Here is a 21302-nt window from a genome sequence, read left to right on the forward strand (position 1 = left end):
TACGCACCACGTCGGATCAGCGCGCCCGCGCCTTCTTGAGAGCTTTGCCGAGCTGCTTCTTGGACATGTCGGACGTGTCGAGTTTGCCCATTCGGTGGATCACGACGGGGCAGCGCATGCAACGCTTTGACGAGCGGCAACACTTCTTCTTGGGGCGCATCGAGCCCAGTTTCGCCGGATCGATCTTGCCCATGTGCGGAGGTTAGCACGGTGTTCACGTGCCTGTGATCGCGCTCTCACCGACCCAGCAGATACCCTGAGTGGTTGAGAATGCACAGGCGATCTCGGCGTTGGCCCGATGTCGTGGATCCCGGCTGCCGATTTCCACCATGAAAGAGAACCAGTGACTGCTGCCCCCAACTTCCGCAACGTCGCGATCGTCGCGCACGTCGACCACGGGAAGACCACCCTCGTCGACGCGATGCTCCGGCAGTCCGGTGTCTTCGGCGAGCGCGCCGAACTCGTCGACCGCGTGATGGACTCCGGTGACCTCGAACGCGAGAAGGGCATCACCATCCTCGCCAAGAACACTGCCGTGCACCGTCGTCAGCCCGACGGCACCGAGGTCGTCATCAACGTGATCGACACCCCCGGGCACGCCGACTTCGGCGGCGAGGTGGAGCGCGGCCTGTCGATGGTCGACGGTGTGGTGCTGCTCGTCGACGCGTCGGAGGGTCCGCTGCCGCAGACGCGATTCGTGATGCGCAAGGCGCTCGCGGCGTCGCTGCCGGTCATCTTGGTGGTCAACAAGACCGACCGCCCCGATGCGCGCATTCAAGAGGTCGTCGACGAGAGCCAGGATCTGCTGCTCGACCTCGCGTCGGACCTCGACGACGAGGCCGCGCAGGCCGCCGAGCTGGCTCTGGAACTGCCGGTGCTCTATGCCTCCGGTCGAGCCGGTGTGGCCAGCACCGAGCAGCCCGCCGACGGCGAGGTGCCCACGGGCGACAACCTCGATCCCTTCTTCGACGTCCTGCTCGAGCATGTCCCGCCGCCCAAGGGCGACCCGGCAGCGCCGCTGCAGGCGCACGTCACCAACCTCGACGCGTCGGCCTTCCTCGGTCGCCTCGCGCTCGTGCGTATCCACAACGGCACAATCCGCAAGGGACAGCAGATCTCCTGGTGCCGCGAGGTTGATGGCGAACCCGTCGTCGAGCGCGCCAAGATCACCGAACTCCTCGCCACCGTCGGCGTCGATCGTGCGCCCGCCGAGTCCGCCGTCGCCGGTGACATCGTCGCCGTCGCGGGTATGCCGGAGATCATGATCGGCGACACGCTCGCCGACCTCGACAACCCGGTTGCGTTGCCGCGCATCCACGTCGATGAGCCCGCCATCTCGGTGACGATCGGCACCAACTCGTCCCCGCTGGCCGGCAAGGTGTCGGGGCACAAACTGACCGCACGCATGGTCAAGTCGCGCCTGGACACCGAACTGATCGGCAACGTGTCGCTGCGCGTCCTCGACATCGGGCGCCCCGACGCGTGGGAGGTGCAGGGCCGCGGTGAGCTGGCGCTGGCCATCCTGGTCGAACAGATGCGTCGCGAAGGGTTCGAACTGACCGTCGGCAAGCCGCAGGTGGTGACCCGCAAGGTCGACGGCAAGGTGCAGGAGCCGTTCGAGCACCTCACGATCGACGTGCCCGAGGAATACCTGGGTGCGGTCACCCAGTTGCTCGCTGCCCGCAAGGGCCGCATGGAGCAGATGAACAACCATGGCACCGGCTGGGTGCGAATGGAGTTCATCGTGCCCTCGCGTGGCCTGATCGGCTTCCGCACCGACTTCCTCACCGAGACCCGTGGCACCGGGATCGCGAACGCGGTCTTCGACGGTTACGACGGTTGGGCAGGCGAGATCCGCGCCCGTCACACCGGCTCGCTCGTCAGTGATCGTCAGGGTTCGGTCACGCCGTTCGCAATGATCCAGCTCGCCGACCGCGGCACCTTCTTCGTCGACCCCGGCGACGCGACCTACGAGGGTCATGTGGTGGGTATCAACCCGCGCCAGGAGGACCTCGACATCAACGTGACGCGCGAGAAGAAGCTGACCAACATGCGTCAGTCGTCGGCCGACGTGATGGAAACCCTGGCCAAGCCGATGCAGCTCGATCTCGAGGGCGCGATGGAGTTCTGTGCCGCCGACGAATGTGTCGAGGTGACTCCGGAGGTGGTCCGGGTGCGTAAGGTTCACCTCGATGCGACGACCCGTGCCCGCGAACGTTCGCGCGCCAAGACGCGCGACGCGGCGGTGAGCTGATCGCCGGGCGGGTGTGTGTTGCCGGGTCCGCAACGGGCCCGGCATGTGCAGGGCTGGCTGTATGGGGGTAAGCGACGTGAGTGCTGCGGCGACAACACGTAGGGCGACAACGCGTGGGGCGACGACACGTGGACGCGGTCGAATCTGGCTGTTGCTGGTGCTGCCGATGGTGGCGATCACGGTGCTGGTGTCGGGATGCCAGGCCGATCCGCCGCCACCGGTGCGGGACACCGGCCCGTTGCCGACGCCGACGGAGTACCCGAACGCGAAGACCGTCTACATCGCGACCGATTCCGTGGGTGCCGGCTTCAACCCGCACATCGCGTCCGACCAGAGCCCGGTGACCACTGCGATCGCCGCCATGACATTGCCGAGCGTGTTCGCGCCGGTTCAGACCCCCGCGGGTGTGCAGTGGCAGCTGCAAAAGGCCTTCGTCACGTCGGCCGAGGTCACCTCGCAGAAGCCCTTCACGGTCACCTATCACATCCACACCGACGCACAGTGGTCCGACGGTCTGCCCGTCACCGGCGACGACTTCAGCTACCTGTGGCAGCAGATGTCGCGTCAACCCAACGTCGTTGCGCCCGCAGGTTACCGGCTGATCGACTCGGTGCAGACCCGTGAGGGCGGCAAGGTCGTCAATGTCACCTTCGCGCAACCGTATCCGGCCTGGCGTGAGCTGTTCACCAACCTGCTCCCGAGTCACGTTCTCAAGGGGGCACCGGCCGGTTTCCAGACGGGCATGGACACCGGCAAGCCGGTGTCGGCGGGACCGTTCGCGATCGTCGGCATCGACACGACCCGCGACGAGGTGCGCCTGGCCCGCAACGATCGCTACTGGATGGAACCGTCGCGTCTGGACCAGATCGTGCTTCGCCGAGCCGGCAACACGTCGCAGATGCTCGACTCGGTGCGTTCGGGCGACTCGTCGATCGTCGCGCTGGGTGCCGGCGTCTCGACGCAGGCTCAGTTGGAAGCGGTCCCGGGACTCACCCTTGATCGGAGCCTGACCGCCCGCTCGCTGGGTATCAGCGTCAATGCGCGTACCACGACCATGAATTCACCCCAGGTGCGTCGGGCGATCCTGGGTCTCGTCGACCCCACCCTGACCACGTTCGCCGGCGCCGGCGACTGGACGGTCCAGCGCTACGCCAACACGGTGTTCGCCCCGTCCGATCGCGGGTACACGCCGGTGAACCGTGCCCGGCCGACGCCGGCTCAGGTCACCGCGCTGCTGGCCGAGGCCGGATATCGGCGTGGAGCGCCGACGCCCGGCCAGGCCGCCGACGACGGGGATGTCCGTCCGCTGCCGGTCGGCGTCGCGCCGTACCAGAAGGACGGTCGGGACCTGGTGGTTCGCATCGGTGCGGTCGGCGGTGATCCGCGGTCGACGTCGGCTGCCGCCAGCATCGTCGACCAGTTGCGGGGCGCGGGTATCCGGTCGCAGGTGCTCACCATGCCCAACAGCGAGCTCTACGGTGCCGCCCTGACCCGGCAGCGGGTCGATCTCGTGGTCGGCTGGAGTGGTCTCGGCGTACCCCCGGCGGCGTCGTTGGCCTCACAGGTGGATTGCGATCAGCCCAAGCCCGGGACCGAACCGTCGCTGAGTACACCGCCGACACCGACCAGCGTCGCGCCCAGCGACACCGATGCCGACAACAGCTACACCAGCAACATCTCCGGGCTCTGCGACGCCCGGCTGATCGGTCTGGCCCGGGAGGCGCTGTCGGAGGTGGATCCGATCCCGACGCTCAACACCGCCGAGCCGTTGCTGGCCGACGCCGCGATCTACCTACCGCTCTACCAGGACAGCATGATGGTGGGGGTCACCGAGAGCGTGGTCAACGTGCCCGTGACCGGTCCGATCCAGGTCTCCATCTTCGGGACCGCCGGCGTCTGGGACCTGGCGTGACCGGCATGCGCGGCCGCCGGTGAGCGAGGTTGCGTCATGAGCGCACCCGGTGGTCGGCGCCTGCTGCTCGTCCATGCGCATCCCGACGACGAGACCATCATGACCGGCGGCACCATTGCGCGATACCTCGCCGAGGGTGTCGACGTCCGGGTCCTCACCTTCACGCTCGGGGAAGAGGGCGAGGTCATCGGTGATCGGTGGGCGCAACTGGTGGCCGACGGTGGAGCCGACCAGTTGGGCGGCTTTCGCATCGGCGAGTTGAGCGCTGCGCTTGCGGCGCTGAGTCCGGCGGGTCGCGCGGCCCTGACCCCGTCGTTCCTCGGTGGCGCCGGCCGCTGGCGGGATTCCGGGATGGCGGGTTCGCCGTCGGCTCGGCATCCGCGTGCGTTGGTGCAAGCGCCGTTCGACGAGCCGGTGGCAGCACTCGTGGACGTTCTCGAATCCTTTGCGCCGCAGGTCGTCGTCACCTACGACTCGGCGGGCACGTACGGGCATCCCGACCACAAACTGGTGCACGAAGTCACGGCGGCAGCGTTGGCAGCGGTATCTGGTGCTGCGGGGTCGGGATCGTGGTCGCCGAAGGTGTACGAGTCGGTGACCGAGTACAGCGCGCTGCGGGCGGGACTGGCGGCCGCGGCGACGCGTGTCCCGGATGGTTGGCGGATGCCCGAACCCGGTGAATTGCCCAGCTATGCAGACGAATTCATCACCGCTGCCGTCGATGTCAGCGCCGTTCTCGACCGCAAGGTGGCGGCACTGGCCGCGCATGCGACGCAAGTGACGGTCGCGCCGTCGGGTACGGAATACGCGTTGTCGAACAACATCGTGCAGCCGATCTTCGATGAAGAGCATTTCATTCGCGTCGATGCGCATGCGCCGCTTGATGCGCGTGAGACCGACCTGTTCGCCGGGATCGACTGATGCGTGCGATCGACCGGGTGATGGTGGCTCTGCTCGCCGTCGACGGTGTGGTGGTCGGCCTGCTGTCACTGGCGTTCGCGTATGTGCGTTTCGGCGGGGTCGCGGTGCCCGTCGCCGCAGTGATCGCCGGTCTGGTGAACTGTGTACTGCTCTGGCTCGCCGCCGGATACACGACGACGCTGTGGCGGTTCGCCCCACTGATCGGGTGGGCGGTCGGCGTGTTCGTGGGTGCCTTCCCGGGCCCGGGCGGGGACGTGCTGCTGGCCTCCGACACCGGATTGGCCATTCCGACGATGTTGCTCCTGTTGTTCGGCGCCGGCCTACCCACTGCCCTCGTGTGGTCGGGACGACTGCCGGGACATTGACCAGGGCGTGTCTCAGCCGTCGGCAGGGGCTTCGAGGCGCGGCGTTACAGTGTGGGTATGGTGCTGCGCGCGTGGGCCGAGGACATCCGCGCTCCGATCGGCGATGTCCGGAATGCCCTGCGTCGGGTGCGGAACGACCCGTCGGCTGCGAGTGACGCGGACTGGGCCGAGCTCCTCGGGGCGGCCGGCGACGAACTCGACGAATTGTGTGATCTCGCCGATGCCGCGCGTGTAAGTGCAGTGGGCGCAGATGCGCTGACGTTCGTGGTGAACCGCAATTTCGACACCGCAACGGTCGCGGCCCTCGGCCGGTCCGGGGTCACGCTCGAAGATCTCGTGACCGAGGCACATGATCTGGGTGCGACCGAGATCTGCATGCAGGGTCCGCTACCCGCGGCTGCGCCTGCCGATGGATACCTGCGGCTCGTCGACACCATCACGGCCACCGCGCCGGACCTCCACCTGCATGCGTTCCGTCCGGCGGAGGTACGCGACGGCGCGGCGCGCATGGGAATCGGCCTCGACGAGTACCTGGCGCGGCTACGCGACGCCGGCCTGGGTTCGGTGCCGGGCACCGCAGCGCAGATCCTCGACGACGACGTCCGCCGCGCGCTGGCCGGCAATGCTCCGGTGCTCACCGTCGCCGAATGGGTCGAAACGATCGAGGCGGCCCACCGAGCGGGAATGTTCTCGACCGCGACCATGCTGTACGGACATGTGGAAACGCCGCGACAGCAGGTTGCCCATCTGCGCACGCTCAATGGCATCGCCGAACGAACCCACGGGTTCCACGAACTGATCCTGATGCCCATGCTGCCGGTGAATGCCGGACCCCACCTCGCTTCGATCGCTGTCGCGGCGCCCGGTGAACGCGAGACGCGCGCCGTCCACGCAGTGGCGCGACTGATGACTCTCGGACACATCGATCATCTTCAGGTTGCCTGGACCAAGCTCGACGCACCGGTCGTGGACCGTCTCCTGCGGGGCGGAGCCGACGACATCGGCGGGCTGCTGCTCGACGGTCAGTTGATGCCCGACGCGGGACCCGAGGCCGGTCGCGTTCTCACCGCTGAGGGGTTGACCGCGATCGCCGAGCGCGCCGGACGCACGCTGCGTCAGCGAACCACCGGCTACGGCGAACCGGCAGCCGATCGGCTGACTGTGCTGGGCGGGGTTTCTCGGTGAACGGCGCGAATCCGGTGGCGGGCATCGGCCGTGACCGCGCGGGCGTCGATGTGGACGTGGCGATCATCGGAGCGGGATTCGCCGGTCTGGGCATGGCGACGCTACTCGCCAGGCGCGGCACCGAATCCTTCGTCGTGCTCGAGCGGGCCGACGCGGTCGGCGGAACATGGCGTGACAACACCTATCCCGGCATCGCCTGCGACATCCCGGCGCACCTGTACTCGTTCTCCTTCCGGCCGCCCGGGGATTGGGCGTCGGTGTACCCCAGTGGAGCCGAGATCCGCGGCTATCTCGAGCGCACGGTCGCCGAGGAGGGCATCGGCGGCCACATCCATTTCGGCCGGGAGCTCGAACACGCGAGATGGGATGCGGTGCAACGGCGCTGGGAGATCACCACGACCGTCGACGCGGTACGGTCGGGACCCGATCGCCTGACCGGGAGCGCCGCTCGGCCGATCCGCGCACGGACACTGGTGATGGCGGTCGGGCGCCTGTCGGAGCCGAGGCTGCCGGACATCGATGGGCTCGAGGCGTTCCCCGGCGAGGTGGTGCACACCGCCGCGTGGCACCAAGGACTCGACCTCGACGGAGCACGCATCGGCGTGGTCGGGACCGGGGCGTCGGCGGTCCAGGTGATCCCTCACCTCGCTCGCGCGGCAGAGGAACTCGTCGTGTTCAGCCGCACCGCGCCCTACGTGGTGCCGCGTGATGACCGCTCGTACACGAGCGCCGAACGTCACGAAATGCTCGACCCGGTGGTCGCGAATGCGGTGCGCGACAAGATGCTTCGTGATGCCGACCAGGCGTTTCGACAGCGGCTCGGATTGCACCCCGACATCGATGAGATCCGGGAGCGTGCACGCAACCACCTGCACCGACAGGTGGCCGACGGCGAACTCCGCAGGGCGCTGACACCCGACTACGAAATCGGTTGCAAGCGAATACTGCTGAGCGACGATTTCTATCCGACGCTGCAGCAGCCGAACGTGACGTTCGAGCCGAGTGCGCTGGTGTCGGTCACCGAGAGCAAGGCGACGGCCCGCAGTGGTCGTCGCTACGATCTCGACGTCCTGGTCATGGCAACAGGTTTCGAAGCCGCCCGACCGCCCGCAGCGCGTCGCATCACCGGTCGCGGCGGACGACTGTTGAGCGACCACTGGGCCGATGGCATGGTCTCGTACGCGTCTACGGTGGTCAGCGGGTTTCCCAATCTGTTCGTCATCGACGGCCCCAACGCCGCACTCGGTCACAACTCGGCCATCTACATGATCGAGACACAACTCGACTACGTGCTCGGGGCACTCGACCATCTTGCCGCCACCGGCACCGGATGGCTGGAGGTGACCGCCGACGCGGAGGAGGCCTACACCCGCGAGATCGACGAACGCAGTGCGGCCACCGTGTGGCTGACCGGTTGTGACAGTTGGTATGTCGACCCACGTAGTGGTCGGCTCACGCTGCTGTGGCCGGGGACCGCCGAGTCGTTCCGGGAACGCAACGGTACGTTCGACGCAGGGCCGTTCCTGCCGGGGCCGCCCCGATCGGCGGGTATGCACGAGGGGAGTGTGTGATGACGAGTGTCGTCCAGGCGCTGGACGCGGCGCGGGCGGGCGAACCGATCGGCCTCGACCGTGCGGTCGCCCTGTTGTCTTGTGCGGGAGAGGATCTCGTCGCATTGCAAGCCATCGCAGGCCAGATCCGTGACGCCGGGCTGGCCGCGGTTGGGCGCGCCGGTCAGATCACATACTCGCGCAAGGTGTTCGTTCCTCTGACGCGACTGTGCCGCGACCGTTGCCATTACTGCACCTTCGTCACGGTGCCGGGCAAGTTGGCACGCGCCGGCGAGGGGATGTACCTCGAACTCGATCAGGTGGTCGACCTTGCACGGCGAGGAGCGCAACTCGGTTGCAAGGAAGCACTTTTCACGCTCGGGGATCGCCCGGAGGATCGGTGGAAGCAAGCCGGGGAGTGGTTGTCAGCGCGCGGCTACTCGTCGACCCTCGAGTACGTGCGGGCGGCGGCGGTCGCCGTACTCGAAGAGACCGGCCTGCTCCCGCATCTGAATCCGGGTGTGATGAGCGCCGCGGAGATGCGCCGGTTACGGCCGGTGGCCCCGTCGATGGGGATGATGCTCGAGACCACGTCTCGCCGCCTGTTCACCGAGAAGGGGCAGCCGCATTACGGCAGCCCCGACAAGGACCCGCTGGTGCGTCTGCAGGTACTCGAGGACGCCGGCGCGGTCGGGGTGCCGTTCACCACCGGCATCCTCGTCGGGATCGGCGAAACCCTCACGGAACGAGCCGAATCCCTGCTCGCGATCGCCGACGTCCATCGTGCGCACGGACACATCCAAGAGGTCATCGTGCAGAACTTCCGCGCCAAGCCCGACACCGCCATGCGCGGCACACCGGATGCGGAGATGACCGAGTTCCTGGCCACCGTCGCGGTGGCGCGGATCGTTCTCGGATCACAGATGAGAGTGCAGGCACCACCGAATCTGGTGTCGTCGGCCGAATGTGCCGCACTCATCGCGTCGGGCGTCGACGATTGGGGTGGGGTCTCTCCGCTCACTCCCGACCACGTCAACCCCGAACGTCCGTGGCCCAACCTCGATGTGCTCGCCCGCATCACCGCCGAGTCGGAGTTCACGCTCACCGAGCGCATCACCGCTCAGCCGCCCTACGTCCTCGACGCCGACCGGTGGATCGATCCATCGCTCACCGAACATGTTGCGGCGCTGACAGATCCGACGACCGGGCTGGCGGCCGACACCCGCCCCACCGGTCATCCGTGGCCCGCAGTAGCCTGACCGGACCGCCGTTGACTGTGCCTCCCAAACCGTTGACCGTGCGTCCCAAAGCGTTGATCGTGCACTACGTTCCGTTTCGCGGTGCACAGTGAACGATTTTCGACGCCCACTCAACGATTTTCGACGCACGGTCAACGAGGGTGGAGTACTCGTCTCAGGCGAGTCGGGCGAGCGCCTGGTATCCGCCGATCACGTCCGTGGCGCGATGTAGGCCGAGATCTTGCAGTGCTGCCGCAGCCAGACTCGAGGTGTAGCCCTCCGAGCAGATGACGATCCAGCGGACGTCGTGGTCGACCGCGGCATGGATGCGTGCGTCGCTGGCCGGATCGCATCGCCACTCGAGGACGTTGCGTTCGATGACGATCGCTCCGGGCGCCTCACCCTCGGCGGCCCGCTGAGCAGCCGGCCGGATGTCGACGAGGATCGCACCGTCGGCCAGTTCGGCGGCGACCTGGCGTGCGTCGAGCCGCTCAAGACGCGCGCGAGCCGCAGCGAGGATCTCGTCGATGGTCGGAGGCGCTGGTGATTTCCCCGTCGCTTCGCTCGCCCCGGTCGCCACGGACAGGCGCCGCGTCATTCCGGTTTGTCCGTCAGCTCGGTCCGGGTGCGACGAAGGGCGCCGTCCTCGGTGACGTCGTAATAGGACATCGCCGTCAGCGGGGGAGAGTAGGCGTGCACGCTCAGGGTCGGCCCGGACACCTCGATCGCCGGGGCTTCGACCGGGCCGGACGCGTCAGGGGACCGAGGCGGGTTCTGCATCACATCGTGCACCCAGCCCAGTGGAAAGGCAGCCTGATCGCCGGCGTCGAGAATGCGCACCGCCAGATCATCGCCGGTCCAGTGGTACTCGCGCAACGAACCCGACAACACGGTGAGCGCACCGAGGGAGCCGGCGTGGTCGTGCAGTTCTGTCGCCTCGCCCGGCGTCCAGCTGATGAGCCAGACGTCGACGTCGTCGTCGGCGTGGATGCGGGTGGCCCAGCGATGCACCGGATCCCACGTGCTGGGCAGGAGGTCGTCGTGCGCGCCGTCGAGGACGTCGGCAACGCCCTGGTCGGTGATGCGCAGGAGATCGGCCGGTCGGAGCCGCGTGGGTAGATGTGTTCTCCGGCGGCCGGACTGGAGGGATGGGACGGAACCGTCGGACGTGACACCGGTTGACACGGTTCGGCGGACACGGGGTGTGCGGGCGAGGGTGGAGGTCATCGGCGCTCCTTGGATGTGCGATGGATGGGTGTGGTCGGCGACGTTCACCGACAACAGCGCACATCCATCGACGCCTGCATGCCCCGACTCCCGTAAGCGGTCATGAGACGACGATGACGGGTCGGCGAGCACTGGTCCAGGGTTGGCGGCACGCTGAGCAGAAGGCCGCTGAGCGCGGACGATCTCGCGAAAAATGTGATCCACGTTACGGCCCGTAGGCGTTTGTGCTGGTGGGGCGGGGCCGATTTCTCGGGGACGGGCCTCAGGGCGGATACTGTGGGATGGCGGATAGTCATGTGTATCGCCCTGATCGCTCAGCGGTGCTGACCATGGCTGTTCGTGATGCGGTGCAACCAGCCCTTGCGCCGTCTTGGATCGGCTTTGCGGCTGGTGCACAAAGCCGGTCTGGGGTGAAGTTTTTTCAGCGAAGGAGAGTGTGGTGACGTACATCATCGCCGAGCCTTGCGTCGATGTCATGGACAAGGCTTGTGTGGAGGAGTGCCCGGTCGACTGCATCTACGAGGGCGCACGGATGCTCTACATCCAGCCCGATGAATGCGTCGACTGCGGTGCCTGCGAGCCGGTGTGTCCGGTCGAGGCGATCTTCTATGAGGATGATGTTCCCGACGAATGGGAACCGTACGTCAGTGCCAACGCCGACTTCTTCGACGACCTCGGTTCTCCCGGCGGCGCCAGCAAGGTCGGCCACACCGACGCCGACGCGCCGTTCATCAAGGGTCTTCCGCCGATGAACGAAGAAGACTGAGCGAAGCTGTGGTCCCACCCGCAACCGGGCGTCGCCGTGTGAGTGCGTCTCTGCCGGACTTCCCGTGGGACACGCTGGCGAGTGCAAAGGCGAAGGCGACTGCGCATCCCGACGGCATCGTCGACCTGTCGGTCGGCACGCCGGTCGATCCGGTGCCCGAGGTGATCCGCGACGCGCTCGCTGCGGGCTCTGCGTTCCCCGGGTATCCGACGACCGTGGGTACTGTCGCCCTGCGGCAGGCTGCTGCGTCGTCGTTGGCGCGGCGCCACGCTGTCACCGAACTCGACGAGTCGAGTGTGCTCCCGGTGATCGGCACCAAAGAAGCGATCGCCGGACTCACGTCGTTGCTGGGTGTCGGCGCAGGAGACGTCGTCGTCATCCCCGAGGTTGCCTACCCGACCTATGAGGTCAGTGCGCTGCTGGCGGGTGCGACACCGGTCCGTGCAGATTCGACGGTGCAACTGGGCCCGACGACGCCCGCGCTCATGTTCATCAATTCGCCGTCGAATCCGACCGGCAAGGTCCTCGGCGTGGATCACCTGCGAAAGGTGGTCGATTGGGCACGCGAACGCGGCACCGTGCTGGTGTCCGACGAGTGTTATCTCGGGCTGTGCTGGGACGACGACGCGCTCTCGATCCTCGACCCGCGCATCTGCGACGGTGACCACACGGGCTTGCTCGCAGTGCACTCGTTGTCGAAGATCTCGAATCTCGCCTCGTACCGCGCCGGCTTCCTCGCCGGTGACCGTGCCCTGATCGCCGAACTGTTGGCGGTCCGCAAACATGCCGGGCTGATGGTGCCGTACCCCGTTCAGGTCGCGATGACCGCGGCGCTCGACGACGACGAGCACGTCGACGCCCAGCGCGAACGCTATCGGGCCCGACGCGACGTCTTGCGCAATGCGGTGCGGGAGGCCGGTTTCCGGGTCGATCACTCCGAAGCGGGGCTGTACCTGTGGGCCACACGCGACGAGCCGTGCCGGGAGACGGTGGACTGGCTGGCCGATCGTGGCATCCTGGCCGCGCCGGGTGACTTCTACGGTCCGGCGGGCGAACGGCATGTCCGGATGGCGCTGACCGCGACCGACGAACGCATCGACGCCGCGCGGGAGCGCTTGTCGGCCTGAGGGTTTCGCGGCCCAATTGGACGGCGCCCTTTTCGTCGGGTGCCGCTCCCGGGGCTGACGTGCGAGGAGCACCTGTTTCGTCCATATCGACGGTCAGGAACTGAGGGGAGGACTCCAAGGGTAGGGGAAGAAGTTTCTTCCCCTACTTTTGTGGCGCCGGTTCGCGCCGCCGACGAAAATGCCGCCGCTGCGCACTCATGGCAACCGCGTAGTCGGCCGGCCATTGATCCGTTTGAAGTTGAGCCCGGGATCCGGGCTCAACTTCAAACGGATCGTGCGTTCATGCTCGACGACGACACTCTTCCCACCTCCACGATTGCCGACGACGTCCGCGGGTGGGTCGCTGACTCGTCGGCACACCCCCGCCGGGCGCGAGTCCGAGCCTCGGGGACCTGGTGAGAGGACACTATCGACTCACCAGCAGTACTCTTCGGATCGGCGATGTAGTCCGCTGTCTACCTGTCACGTGGCCGGGGTGCCCACGCGCACAGGGGAAGTCCGGTCGGTCGTCGTACCGTCGCCGAGTTGACCCGAAGTGCCCAACCCCCAGCAGTAGGCGGACCCGTTGGAAGTCACACAGGTCGTCTTCGCGTCGGTGCTGATGCTCGTGGCAGTGGTGAGGCCGGAGACGCGCGTCGGAGTGGGCCGACTGGTTTCGGTGGCGTCGCCGATCTGGCCTCAGCGAGCTTGGCGATCCCGAAGTCGAGAACGACGACGCGTTCGATGGTGCCGGTGTCAGGGTTGCGCGTGGTCATGATGTTGGCGGGCTTGATGTCTCGATGGATGACACCATTGCGGTGGGCGAAGTCGAGGGCCGCAGCGACGTCGGTGATGACCCGCAACACCTCGGCCTTCGACAGACCCTGTCCGGAAAGGTCTTGTCCGGCAAGGTATTCCATCGTGAACCAGGGCGTCGACTCAGTGATGCCGAAGTCGTGGATGGTGATGATGCCCGGGTGGCTCAGCGCCGCAGCGGTCTGGGCTTCGGTGGTGAACCGCCGTTCGAAATCCGGGTTACCCTGACCGGCACCGGATATCGCCTTCAGTGCCTGCCGTCGCTTGAGGTGCGGATGCTCGACCAGGAACACCTGGCCCATGCCGCCGCTTCCGAGCAGGGTCAGGATCTGATATCCCGCGAAGGTCGATCCGGGCTGTAGCGGCACGTTTCCTCCTGGGGAGTCGTCGCCGAGGCATCCGGATCGAAGGTAGCGCAGGCGTCGTCCGACCGTCAGTCGATCGGCCGGACGACTCTGTGGCGCGCGTTGGCGCTCAGTTGTGCTTGTGGAGCATCTCGTTCAATGCGATGCCGTCGCCCTTCCACGGCACCACCTCGACGGCGCCGGTAAGGCTGTTGCGGCGGAACAGGAGGTTCGACTGACCGGCGAGTTCGCGCGCCTTGATGCTGGTGCCGTCGGGACCCGTGACCTTGGTGCCCGCCGTGAGGTAGAGGCCCGCTTCGATGACGCAATCGTCGCCGAGTGGAATACCGCAACCCGAGTTGGCACCGAGCAGGCACCGCTTGCCCAGCGAGATGATCTCCTTGCCGCCGCCGGACAGCGTGCCCATCGTCGACGCACCGCCGCCCACGTCGGACCCGTCACCGACGACGACACCCGCGGAGATTCGGCCCTCGACCATCGACGATCCCAGCGTTCCCGCGTTGAAGTTGACGAAACCCTCGTGCATCACGGTGGTGCCTGCCGCGAGGTGCGCCCCGAGACGGACGCGGTCGGCGTCGCCGATGCGCACGCCGCCGGGCAGCACGTAGTCGACCATGCGCGGGAACTTGTCGATCGAGTAGACGGTGACGGGACCCCGCAGTTTCAGCTTGGCGCGCACCGACTCGAAGTTGCCGACGGCGCATGGGCCGTGATTGGTCCACACCACGTTGGAGAGCAGGCCGAACTGCCCGTCGAGGCTGGCACCGTGCGGCTCGACGAGCCGATGGGAGAGCAGATGCAGCCGCAGATAGACGTCGTAGGCGTCGATTGGAGCCGACGACAGATCGCTGATGGTGGTGCGGATCGCCACAACCTTGACCCCACGCGCCTCGTCGACCCCGACCAATTCGGCCAGGTGCGCCGGCGTGCTGTCGGCGTCGAGGATGACGGTTTCCGATGCCTGCACGGTGTCGAGTTCGGGTTCGGGGAACCATGCGTCGAGAACAACGCCCGGATCGGCCGATCCGCCGTTGGTCACGGTCGCGATACCTGTTGCGATTGCGCCAGTTGTAGTCACGGGAGGTCAGTCTACCGGTGCGTCATACTGGAATCCGTGACGGCCGAATCACCTGGCTCATATGGCGAGTGGCGTTGTGCCACGCTTCCGGCAGTCGTGTGGCAGGCGAAGCGTTCTGCGGGACCGGTGCGTATCGACCCCGACGGGTGCATGGACGTGATCTGGACGGGGGATTCGGTGCTGGTTGCCGGACCGGACCGCTCGTCGACCGTTTCGGTCGTCCGCTCCGCCACCACGATGACCGGCATACGGTTCGACCCCGGTCACGCCCCCGGCCTTCTCGGCGTATCCGCTGCCGAACTGGTCGGTTCGCGGGTGGCGGGCTCCGACATTTGGTCGCGAAGTGACGTGGAGCGACTCGAGGACCGGCTGCGTGCATCCGTCGCACCCGATCGTGATCTCGAACTGTGGTGCGCGCAGCGACGTCGGCCACCGCCGAACTGGGTACCGCGGGTCGTCGACGCGCTCGCGAGCGGTCGGACGGTCTCCGAATGTGCGGACGATGCCGCGCTGTCGGAGCGCTCGCTTCACCGACAGGCGTTGCGGTACTTCGGTTATGGTCCCAAGACGTTGGCACGCATCCTGCGGATGCGGCGCGCGACGACCATGATGTCCGTGAGGTCTGCGCGATTCGGTGACGTCGAACTCAGCGATATCGCGGCCGCCTGCGGGTACTCCGACTATGCACACATGTATCGCGACTTCGTCGGCTTCACGGGTTGTGCGCCAACGCAGTTCATACTCTCGACTCGGACTTAGTGGTCCTGTCCAGAAATTCGTCGGGGGTCTTCGGCGTTCGATGAACGACTGGCTGCGTTGTCGTCGGTCACGATAGCGCCGCTATCGCTCCCTCCTCCGCCTTGCCAGTCGTCCATCGCTCCACCGAATACCCCGGACGGATTTATGAACAGCACCACTCAGGTGCCGAGCGCGCAGTAGAAGTCGACGACATTACCGTCCGGATCGTGGACTGCCGCATAGCGCTGGCCCCAAACGGCGTCGAACGGTGCGAGAGACGATCGGTGGCCCGCACCGATCAGCGCCGCGTGCATGCGGTCGACCCCGTCCGGTTCGTCACATTCGAATGCCAGCGCCATCTTGTGTCCGCCGTGACCGGGTTCCCATCCAGGTAGCAGGGTCCTCACGACGTCGTGGGTGTCGAACATGATGCGAAAGCCGCCGATCGCCGCCTCTGCGTGTGGTGCGGCCTCGGCGCCCTCGGCGATGTCGAGTCCGCACATGCGATAGAAGTCGAGGGCGGCGGCCATGTCCTCGACCACCACTGACAGCGCGTTCGCGGTGGGCTTGCGATCGATTGCACTCATGGCATCGACGCTAGCGTCGTCCACGGCGTGCGGTCATGAACGTTTCGGACACAGGAGCGGCGCCCGAAAGACGGCTGCTGTCATGCATTCGGGCGAACCATCTGGTGGAGCGGAACCTCGCGCCCTAATCTCGGCATATGTCCGATTTGGCTTCTCCTCAGGCTCCGCCACGTCGCAAGCGGCGCTGGCCGTGGATTCTCGGCTTCCTCGGCGTATTTCTCGTCATCGCGCTTGCCGTGGGCGCCTTCCTGTTTCAGCCCTGGCTGATCTTCGTCGACAACGAGGTCGACGACGAGATCCCGGTGGCGGTGACCGCGCCGCCCAACGCGTCGGGAACACCGCAACCCGGCGCCTCCGTGATCTTGTCCACCGGCACCCTCATCAGCCACGAGCACGACACCTCGGGCAAGGTGTCGGTCATCAAGAAGCCCGACGGCACAAGGGTTCTCGCGATCGAGAATCTCGACACCACAACCGGTCCCGACGTGCACGTATGGTTGTCCGACGGAGAGGTGAAAGAAGGCGTCGGCGGCTGGCGGACCGCGGCCGACGCGAACAACGTCGACCTCGGACCGATCAAGGGGAACAAGGGAAATCAGGTGTACACCATCCCCGCCACCGTCGACCTGGCAGATTATTCGGCCGTCTTCCTCTGGTGCGTTCGCTTCAGCGTCTCGTTTGGGGCAGCCACGCTCGCGGCACCCTGAGGAGTGCCTGCACAGTTGCGTCTTGGCGCGGCGAAGCTCGCTGCGCCTTGAGGGGAGTCGACCACACCCAGGTCCCGGCGGCTACGGTGAACCCATGCCGAGCGTCGAACTCGATCTCACCGCCGACCCCATCGATCTGACCGCCGCGCTGGTCGATATCGAGAGCGAGTCGCGCAACGAGGCGAGCATCGCCGACGCGGTCGAGGCTGCTCTGCGCGCACAGGCGCCGGGATTCGAGGTGCTGCGGCATGGGAACCGCGTGCTCGCGCGGACGAATCGTGGACGCGACCGACGGGTGATCCTGGCCGGCCACCTCGACACCGTCCCGGTTGCGGGAAACCTGCCGCATCGCCGGGAGCGCGACGGGGCCGAGGGGGATGTCCTGCACGGATGCGGCACGGTCGACATGAAATCGGGCGATGCGGTGTTCCTGCATCTGGCCGCGACCTTGCGCGATCCCGAACCCGACCTGACCCTCATCTTCTACGACTGCGAGGAGATCGCCGCACGTTACAACGGGCTGGGTTTCCTCGAGCGTGAACTGCCGGAGTGGTTGGCCGGTGATGTCGCGATCCTGGGGGAGCCGACCGCCGGACAGATCGAGGCCGGCTGTCAGGGCACCGTCCGAGTTCGCTTGTCGACCGCCGGGACCCGCGCTCATTCCGCGCGATCGTGGATGGGGGACAACGCGATTCACAAACTCGGTGGAGTGCTCACCACCCTGGCGTCGTACTCGCCGCGGCGGGTCGACATCGACGGCTGCGAGTATCGCGAGGGGCTGTCGGCGGTCGGGGTCGGCGGCGGTGTGGCGGGCAACGTGATCCCCGACGAGGCCTACGTCGACGTCAACTTCCGATTCGCGCCGGACCGGTCCGAGGAACAGGCCGTCGAGCACATCCGTGAGGTCTTCACCGCCGACCTCGCCGCCGGGACAGTGCAATTGGCGGTGACCGACTCGGCTCCGGGCGCCCTGCCCGGCTTGAGTAATCCGGCCGCCGCCGAACTGGTCGCTGCCGCAGACGGACGTTTTCGCGCCAAATACGGCTGGACAGACGTCGCCCGGTTCTCGGCGCGCGGCATCCCGGCGGTGAATCTCGGACCCGGCGACCCCAATCTCGCGCACCGCGTCGACGAACGTGTCCCGGTCGGTCAGATCACCGAGGTCGCCGAGATCCTGCGCACCTACCTGTCCTGATCGTGCCCCGGCCCCGCATGCCTTACCGTGACGGCATGGCGCCCAGCACCGGAAACCAGCCGACCTCCTCGCCCGAGGACGACCCGACCCCTGAGACCTGCTACATCGGGCCGATGCGGGTGCGACGCGACGACGGCCGCCGCAGTCAGACCACCGACCGCCGTCTCCTCGAATGGATCGATCCCCGCGACAGCACGTTGCGCGCCGAACGGACCATGCGTGACTCGTGGCGCGTGCTGAGAATCCAGTCGGAGTTCGTCGCAGGGTTCGACGCGATGAGCGAGGTCGCCGAGGCCGTCACCGTGTTCGGTTCGGCGCGGGTCGCTCCGGGAACTGCCGACTACGACCTGTCGGTGGCGGTCGGCCGCGCGCTGGGGGAGGCGGGCTATGCGGTGATCACCGGTGGCGGACCGGGAGCGATGCAGGCCGCCAATCAAGGCGCCTTCCATACCGGCGCCCAGTCCATCGGACTCAACATCGAGCTGCCCTTCGAACAGCACCTCAATCCGTGGGTCGACCTGGGCATGAACTTTCGCTACTTCTTTGTGCGCAAGACGATGTTCGTCAAGTACGCGCAGGCCTTCGTGTGCCTGCCGGGTGGATTCGGCACCCTCGACGAGATGTTCGAGGCACTCACGCTCGTGCAGACCAAGAAGGTCGTGCGGTTCCCGATCGTGCTGGTCGGACGCGACCACTGGTCCGGTCTGGTGGACTGGATGCGCGACGTGCTGCTCGCCAAGCAGATGATCTCCGCCGACGACCTCGACCTCCTGTATCTGGTCGACGAGCCGGCCGAGGCGGTCGAGATCATCGACGCAGCGCGAGCCGGACGATCGACGAGCGGGTCGGTCAAGCCATGAGTGCGGTCTGTGTCTACTGCGCGTCGGGGCGCGTCGAGCAGCGCTATCTCGACCTGGCTGCCGAGGTGGGCGGTGCGCTGGCCCGCGCCGGCCACGTGACCGTCTCCGGCGGCGGCAACATCTCGATGATGGGTGCGCTGGCCGAGGCGGCTCGCGCTGCGGGCGGCACGACGATCGGCATCATCCCGCGGGCACTCATGGAACGCGAGGTCGCCGATCTGGGCGCCGACGAACTCGTCATCACCGAGACCATGCGCGAACGCAAACGCATGATGGATGAGCGGTCGGATGCGTTCATCACGCTGCCCGGCGGCATCGGGACACTCGAGGAACTGTTCGAGACGTGGACGGCCGGATACCTCGGAATGCACGACAAACCGGTGATCCTGCTCGATCCCTTCGATTTCTATGCGCCGTTGCGCACCTGGCTGGAAGACTTGGCCGGGCAGGGGTTTGTCGCGCGTCGATCGCTCGATCGGCTCCTGGTCACCGACTCGGTGGCGGGGGCGCTCGCACTTGTGGCGGGTCGAGGGGATGTTGTCGCGGAGCCTCTTGCTACTGACCGGTAAGGTGTGTTGACATCGTCAACGCGCGTTGTCGTCGTCCACTGTCGTCATCCATTACCGGAGAGCGAGACCTGCAAATGCCCTCTCACGACACCAAGTCTGTCGTTGGAATAAAGGACCTGGTCAGAGGTGTCGTGAAGATGGCGCCACAGGCCCATCACATGATCAAGCACGCGCCGGGACTGATCCGTCGTCCCGCCGATGCCAAACGCACCATCGGGTCGATCTTCCAGAGGCATGCGCAAGCGCATCCGGATCGGCCGTTCGTGCGGTTCGAGGGCAAGACCACCACCTACGGTGAGGCCAATCGCCGGGTGAATCGCTACGCCGCGGTGCTGGCCGAGAACGGGGTGGCCAAGGGTGATGTGGTCGCGATCCTGTCCAAGAACTGTCCGACCGACCTGTTCCTCATGCTCGCGACGGTCAAGCTGGGCGCGATCGCCGGCATGCTGAACTACAACCAGCGTGGCAGCGTCATCGAGCACAGCATGACGTTGCTCGGCGCTCGCGTGCTGGTGCACGACCCGCAGTGCGCCGAGGCCTTCGAGTCGATTCCGTCGGAGGCACTGCCCGAGCATGTCTTCGACTTCACCGAGTTCGACGCCGAGGCCGACGGGAAGCCGGAGACCGACCCCTCGGTCACCGAGACACTGCCGGCGGCGACGGAAGCCTTCTACATCTTCACCTCGGGAACCACCGGACTCCCCAAGGCCAGCGTGATGAGCCACAACCGCTGGCTGGCGAGCATGTCGGGTATCGGCGGGCTGGCCGTACGGCTGCGGCACAGCGACACCATGTACGTGCCGCTGCCGCTATACCACAACAACGCACTATCGGTGTCGCTGTCGTCGGTCCTCGCGGCCGGTGCCTGCATCGCCATCGGCAAGCAGTTCTCGGCGTCGAAGTTCTGGGACGACGTCATCCTCAACCGGGCGACTGCGTTCTGCTATATCGGCGAGTTGTGCCGCTACCTGCTGGCCCAGCCCGAGAAGCCCACCGACCGGCAGCATTCGGTGCGACTCTGCGTCGGCAACGGTATGCGACCTGACATCTGGGACGAGTTTCGGGAGCGGTTCGGCATCGACCGCATCGTCGAGTTCTATGGCGCCAGCGAACTCAATCTGGTGTTCGTGAATGCGTTCAGCGCCAGCCGCACCGCGGGCTTCTGTCCGCTGCCGTACGCGATTGTCGAGTACGACGAGGACGGCGCGCCCAAGCGTGACTCCGACGGCCGGCTGACCAAGGTCGGTCGTGGTGGCACCGGTCTGCTCATCTCCGGGATCAACGATCGCGTGCCGGTCGACGGCTACACCGATCCGGAGGAGACCGAGAAGAAGATCATCCGCGACGCGTTCAAGGACGGCGACTCCTGGTTCAACTCGGGTGACCTGGTCCGCGATCAGGGTTTCTCGCACATCGCGTTCGTCGACCGACTGGGCGATACGTTCCGCTGGAAGGGCGAGAACGTGGCGACCACCGAGGTCGAGGCCGGACTCGACGGCATCGACGCCATTTCGCAGTCCGTGGTGTTCGGGGTGGAGATCCCCGGCACCGACGGCAAGGCCGGTATGGCCGCGGTGACCGTGCGTGACGGCGCCGATCTGGACGGCAAGAAGATCGCCGACCACCTCTACGACGTACTGCCGGGTTATGCCGTGCCGTTGTTCATCCGCGTCGTCGACCAGCTCGAGCAGACCTCGACCTTCAAGAGTCGCAAGGTCGAACTGCGCGAGGAGGCCTACGAGAAGACCGGCGACGACACGTTGTTCGCACTGGCCGGCCGGTCCGATGGGTACGTGAAGTATTACGACTCCTATCCCGACGATGTGGCAGCCGCGAAGGCGCCCAAGAACTGATCTGCAGAGT

Annotated in this window: 22 protein-coding genes; 15 read left to right on the forward strand and 7 right to left on the reverse strand. The window is 66.6% G+C overall.

Going from position 1 to position 21302, the window contains the following annotated elements; all coding sequences use genetic code 11:
- Positions 1-16 precede the first annotated feature (16 nt).
- Complete coding sequence (locus MKW15_RS13875) at positions 17-193, reverse strand: hypothetical protein (protein WP_240859112.1); 177 nt, start codon at positions 191-193, stop codon at positions 17-19.
- 150 nt (positions 194-343) lie between these two features.
- Between MKW15_RS13875 and typA the strand changes: the two genes are divergently transcribed.
- The 7 genes from typA to cofG all read left to right on the forward strand — a co-directional run bounded on the left by typA (position 344) and on the right by cofG (position 9446).
- Positions 344-2254 (forward strand): translational GTPase TypA, encoded by a 1911-nt coding sequence (typA, locus tag MKW15_RS13880; protein WP_240859117.1) that lies wholly within the window; start codon positions 344-346, stop codon positions 2252-2254.
- 61 nt (positions 2255-2315) lie between these two features.
- On the forward strand, positions 2316-4166 hold the full coding sequence (locus MKW15_RS13885; protein WP_240859119.1) for an ABC transporter family substrate-binding protein: 1851 nt from the start codon (positions 2316-2318) through the stop codon (positions 4164-4166).
- Positions 4167-4202: 36 nt separating this feature from the next.
- Positions 4203-5087 carry an N-acetyl-1-D-myo-inositol-2-amino-2-deoxy-alpha-D-glucopyranoside deacetylase gene (gene mshB, locus MKW15_RS13890; protein ID WP_240859120.1) on the forward strand — a complete coding sequence of 295 codons (885 nt, stop codon included), beginning with the start codon at positions 4203-4205 and terminating at the stop codon, positions 5085-5087.
- On the forward strand, positions 5087-5452 hold the full coding sequence (locus MKW15_RS13895) for a facilitated glucose transporter (RefSeq protein WP_240859122.1): 366 nt from the start codon (positions 5087-5089) through the stop codon (positions 5450-5452). The genes mshB and MKW15_RS13895 overlap by 1 nt, the downstream gene beginning before the upstream one ends.
- A 57-nt stretch (positions 5453-5509) precedes the next feature.
- Complete coding sequence (locus MKW15_RS13900) at positions 5510-6637, forward strand: FO synthase (protein ID WP_240859124.1); 1128 nt, start codon at positions 5510-5512, stop codon at positions 6635-6637.
- A gap of 92 nt (positions 6638-6729) precedes the next feature.
- Positions 6730-8208, forward strand: coding sequence for a flavin-containing monooxygenase (locus MKW15_RS13905; protein ID WP_240859229.1), 1479 nt, complete (start codon positions 6730-6732; stop codon positions 8206-8208).
- Positions 8208-9446 carry a 7,8-didemethyl-8-hydroxy-5-deazariboflavin synthase CofG gene (cofG, locus tag MKW15_RS13910; protein ID WP_240859126.1) on the forward strand — a complete coding sequence of 413 codons (1239 nt, stop codon included), beginning with the start codon at positions 8208-8210 and terminating at the stop codon, positions 9444-9446. The genes MKW15_RS13905 and cofG overlap by 1 nt, the downstream gene beginning before the upstream one ends.
- Positions 9447-9600: 154 nt before the next feature.
- Here cofG and MKW15_RS13915 read toward each other — a convergent pair whose 3' ends face one another.
- Together MKW15_RS13915 and MKW15_RS13920 are read right to left on the reverse strand one after the other, a co-directional pair.
- Entirely contained in the window at positions 9601-10023 is a 423-nt protein-coding gene (locus MKW15_RS13915) for a rhodanese-like domain-containing protein (RefSeq protein WP_240859128.1), read from the reverse strand.
- Positions 10020-10652: a cysteine dioxygenase gene (locus MKW15_RS13920; RefSeq protein ID WP_240859129.1), complete on the reverse strand. Its 633-nt coding sequence runs from the start codon at positions 10650-10652 to the stop codon at positions 10020-10022. The genes MKW15_RS13915 and MKW15_RS13920 overlap by 4 nt, the downstream gene beginning before the upstream one ends.
- Positions 10653-11088: 436 nt before the next feature.
- Between MKW15_RS13920 and fdxA the strand changes: the two genes are divergently transcribed.
- Positions 11089-11418 carry a ferredoxin gene (gene fdxA, locus MKW15_RS13925; protein ID WP_240859131.1) on the forward strand — a complete coding sequence of 110 codons (330 nt, stop codon included), beginning with the start codon at positions 11089-11091 and terminating at the stop codon, positions 11416-11418.
- Between the two features lie 38 nt (positions 11419-11456).
- Positions 11457-12545 carry a succinyldiaminopimelate transaminase gene (gene dapC, locus MKW15_RS13930; protein ID WP_240859140.1) on the forward strand — a complete coding sequence of 363 codons (1089 nt, stop codon included), beginning with the start codon at positions 11457-11459 and terminating at the stop codon, positions 12543-12545.
- A gap of 462 nt (positions 12546-13007) precedes the next feature.
- On the opposite strand, the gene MKW15_RS24665 is transcribed toward dapC, so the two are convergent.
- The 3 genes from MKW15_RS24665 to dapD all read right to left on the reverse strand — a co-directional run bounded on the left by MKW15_RS24665 (position 13008) and on the right by dapD (position 14783).
- On the reverse strand, positions 13008-13121 hold the full coding sequence (locus MKW15_RS24665) for an RCC1 domain-containing protein (protein WP_355274702.1): 114 nt from the start codon (positions 13119-13121) through the stop codon (positions 13008-13010).
- Positions 13118-13708, reverse strand: coding sequence for a serine/threonine-protein kinase (locus tag MKW15_RS13935; RefSeq protein WP_240859142.1), 591 nt, complete (start codon positions 13706-13708; stop codon positions 13118-13120). Before MKW15_RS13935 ends, MKW15_RS24665 begins: the two co-directional genes overlap by 4 nt.
- 106 nt (positions 13709-13814) lie before the next feature.
- The gene (dapD, locus tag MKW15_RS13940) at positions 13815-14783 is read right to left on the reverse strand and encodes a 2,3,4,5-tetrahydropyridine-2,6-dicarboxylate N-succinyltransferase (RefSeq protein WP_240859144.1); all 969 of its coding nucleotides are present in this window, start codon (positions 14781-14783) and stop codon (positions 13815-13817) included.
- A gap of 36 nt (positions 14784-14819) precedes the next feature.
- Between dapD and MKW15_RS13945 the strand changes: the two genes are divergently transcribed.
- Positions 14820-15542 carry a helix-turn-helix domain-containing protein gene (locus tag MKW15_RS13945; protein ID WP_240859146.1) on the forward strand — a complete coding sequence of 241 codons (723 nt, stop codon included), beginning with the start codon at positions 14820-14822 and terminating at the stop codon, positions 15540-15542.
- 158 nt (positions 15543-15700) lie between these two features.
- On the opposite strand, the gene MKW15_RS13950 is transcribed toward MKW15_RS13945, so the two are convergent.
- Entirely contained in the window at positions 15701-16108 is a 408-nt protein-coding gene (locus MKW15_RS13950) for a VOC family protein (protein ID WP_240859148.1), read from the reverse strand.
- 137 nt (positions 16109-16245) lie between these two features.
- Between MKW15_RS13950 and MKW15_RS13955 the strand changes: the two genes are divergently transcribed.
- The 5 genes from MKW15_RS13955 (at position 16246) to MKW15_RS13975 (ending at position 21292) form a co-directional block, all read left to right on the forward strand.
- Positions 16246-16815, forward strand: a complete 570-nt coding sequence (locus tag MKW15_RS13955; RefSeq protein ID WP_240859149.1) for a DM13 domain-containing protein — start codon at positions 16246-16248, stop codon at positions 16813-16815.
- Between the two features lie 94 nt (positions 16816-16909).
- On the forward strand, positions 16910-18010 hold the full coding sequence (gene dapE, locus MKW15_RS13960) for a succinyl-diaminopimelate desuccinylase (RefSeq protein ID WP_240859152.1): 1101 nt from the start codon (positions 16910-16912) through the stop codon (positions 18008-18010).
- A gap of 35 nt (positions 18011-18045) precedes the next feature.
- The gene (locus MKW15_RS13965; protein ID WP_240859153.1) at positions 18046-18870 is read left to right on the forward strand and encodes an LOG family protein; all 825 of its coding nucleotides are present in this window, start codon (positions 18046-18048) and stop codon (positions 18868-18870) included.
- Complete coding sequence (locus MKW15_RS13970) at positions 18867-19439, forward strand: LOG family protein (RefSeq protein ID WP_240859155.1); 573 nt, start codon at positions 18867-18869, stop codon at positions 19437-19439. Before MKW15_RS13965 ends, MKW15_RS13970 begins: the two co-directional genes overlap by 4 nt.
- A 74-nt stretch (positions 19440-19513) precedes the next feature.
- On the forward strand, positions 19514-21292 hold the full coding sequence (locus MKW15_RS13975; protein ID WP_240859157.1) for a long-chain-acyl-CoA synthetase: 1779 nt from the start codon (positions 19514-19516) through the stop codon (positions 21290-21292).
- Positions 21293-21302: the final 10 nt, after the last annotated feature.

Source organism: Gordonia gummivorans (genome assembly GCF_022513585.1).
In the GTDB taxonomy this organism is placed as follows: Bacteria; Actinomycetota; Actinomycetes; order Mycobacteriales; family Mycobacteriaceae; genus Gordonia.

Coding starts and splice junctions, on each gene's coding strand:
- MKW15_RS13875 (WP_240859112.1), bottom strand. CDS start 193: ATGGGCAAGATCGATCCGGCGAAACTGGGCTCGATGCGCCCCAAGAAG.
- MKW15_RS13885 (WP_240859119.1), top strand. CDS start 2,316: ATGGGGGTAAGCGACGTGAGTGCTGCGGCGACAACACGTAGGGCGACA.
- mshB (WP_240859120.1), top strand. CDS start 4,203: ATGAGCGCACCCGGTGGTCGGCGCCTGCTGCTCGTCCATGCGCATCCC.
- MKW15_RS13895 (WP_240859122.1), top strand. CDS start 5,087: ATGCGTGCGATCGACCGGGTGATGGTGGCTCTGCTCGCCGTCGACGGT.
- MKW15_RS13900 (WP_240859124.1), top strand. CDS start 5,510: ATGGTGCTGCGCGCGTGGGCCGAGGACATCCGCGCTCCGATCGGCGAT.
- MKW15_RS13905 (WP_240859229.1), top strand. CDS start 6,730: ATGGCGACGCTACTCGCCAGGCGCGGCACCGAATCCTTCGTCGTGCTC.
- cofG (WP_240859126.1), top strand. CDS start 8,208: ATGACGAGTGTCGTCCAGGCGCTGGACGCGGCGCGGGCGGGCGAACCG.
- MKW15_RS13915 (WP_240859128.1), bottom strand. CDS start 10,023: ATGACGCGGCGCCTGTCCGTGGCGACCGGGGCGAGCGAAGCGACGGGG.
- MKW15_RS13920 (WP_240859129.1), bottom strand. CDS start 10,652: ATGACCTCCACCCTCGCCCGCACACCCCGTGTCCGCCGAACCGTGTCA.
- MKW15_RS13950 (WP_240859148.1), bottom strand. CDS start 16,108: ATGAGTGCAATCGATCGCAAGCCCACCGCGAACGCGCTGTCAGTGGTG.
- MKW15_RS13955 (WP_240859149.1), top strand. CDS start 16,246: ATGTCCGATTTGGCTTCTCCTCAGGCTCCGCCACGTCGCAAGCGGCGC.
- dapE (WP_240859152.1), top strand. CDS start 16,910: ATGCCGAGCGTCGAACTCGATCTCACCGCCGACCCCATCGATCTGACC.
- MKW15_RS13965 (WP_240859153.1), top strand. CDS start 18,046: ATGGCGCCCAGCACCGGAAACCAGCCGACCTCCTCGCCCGAGGACGAC.
- MKW15_RS13970 (WP_240859155.1), top strand. CDS start 18,867: ATGAGTGCGGTCTGTGTCTACTGCGCGTCGGGGCGCGTCGAGCAGCGC.
- MKW15_RS13975 (WP_240859157.1), top strand. CDS start 19,514: ATGCCCTCTCACGACACCAAGTCTGTCGTTGGAATAAAGGACCTGGTC.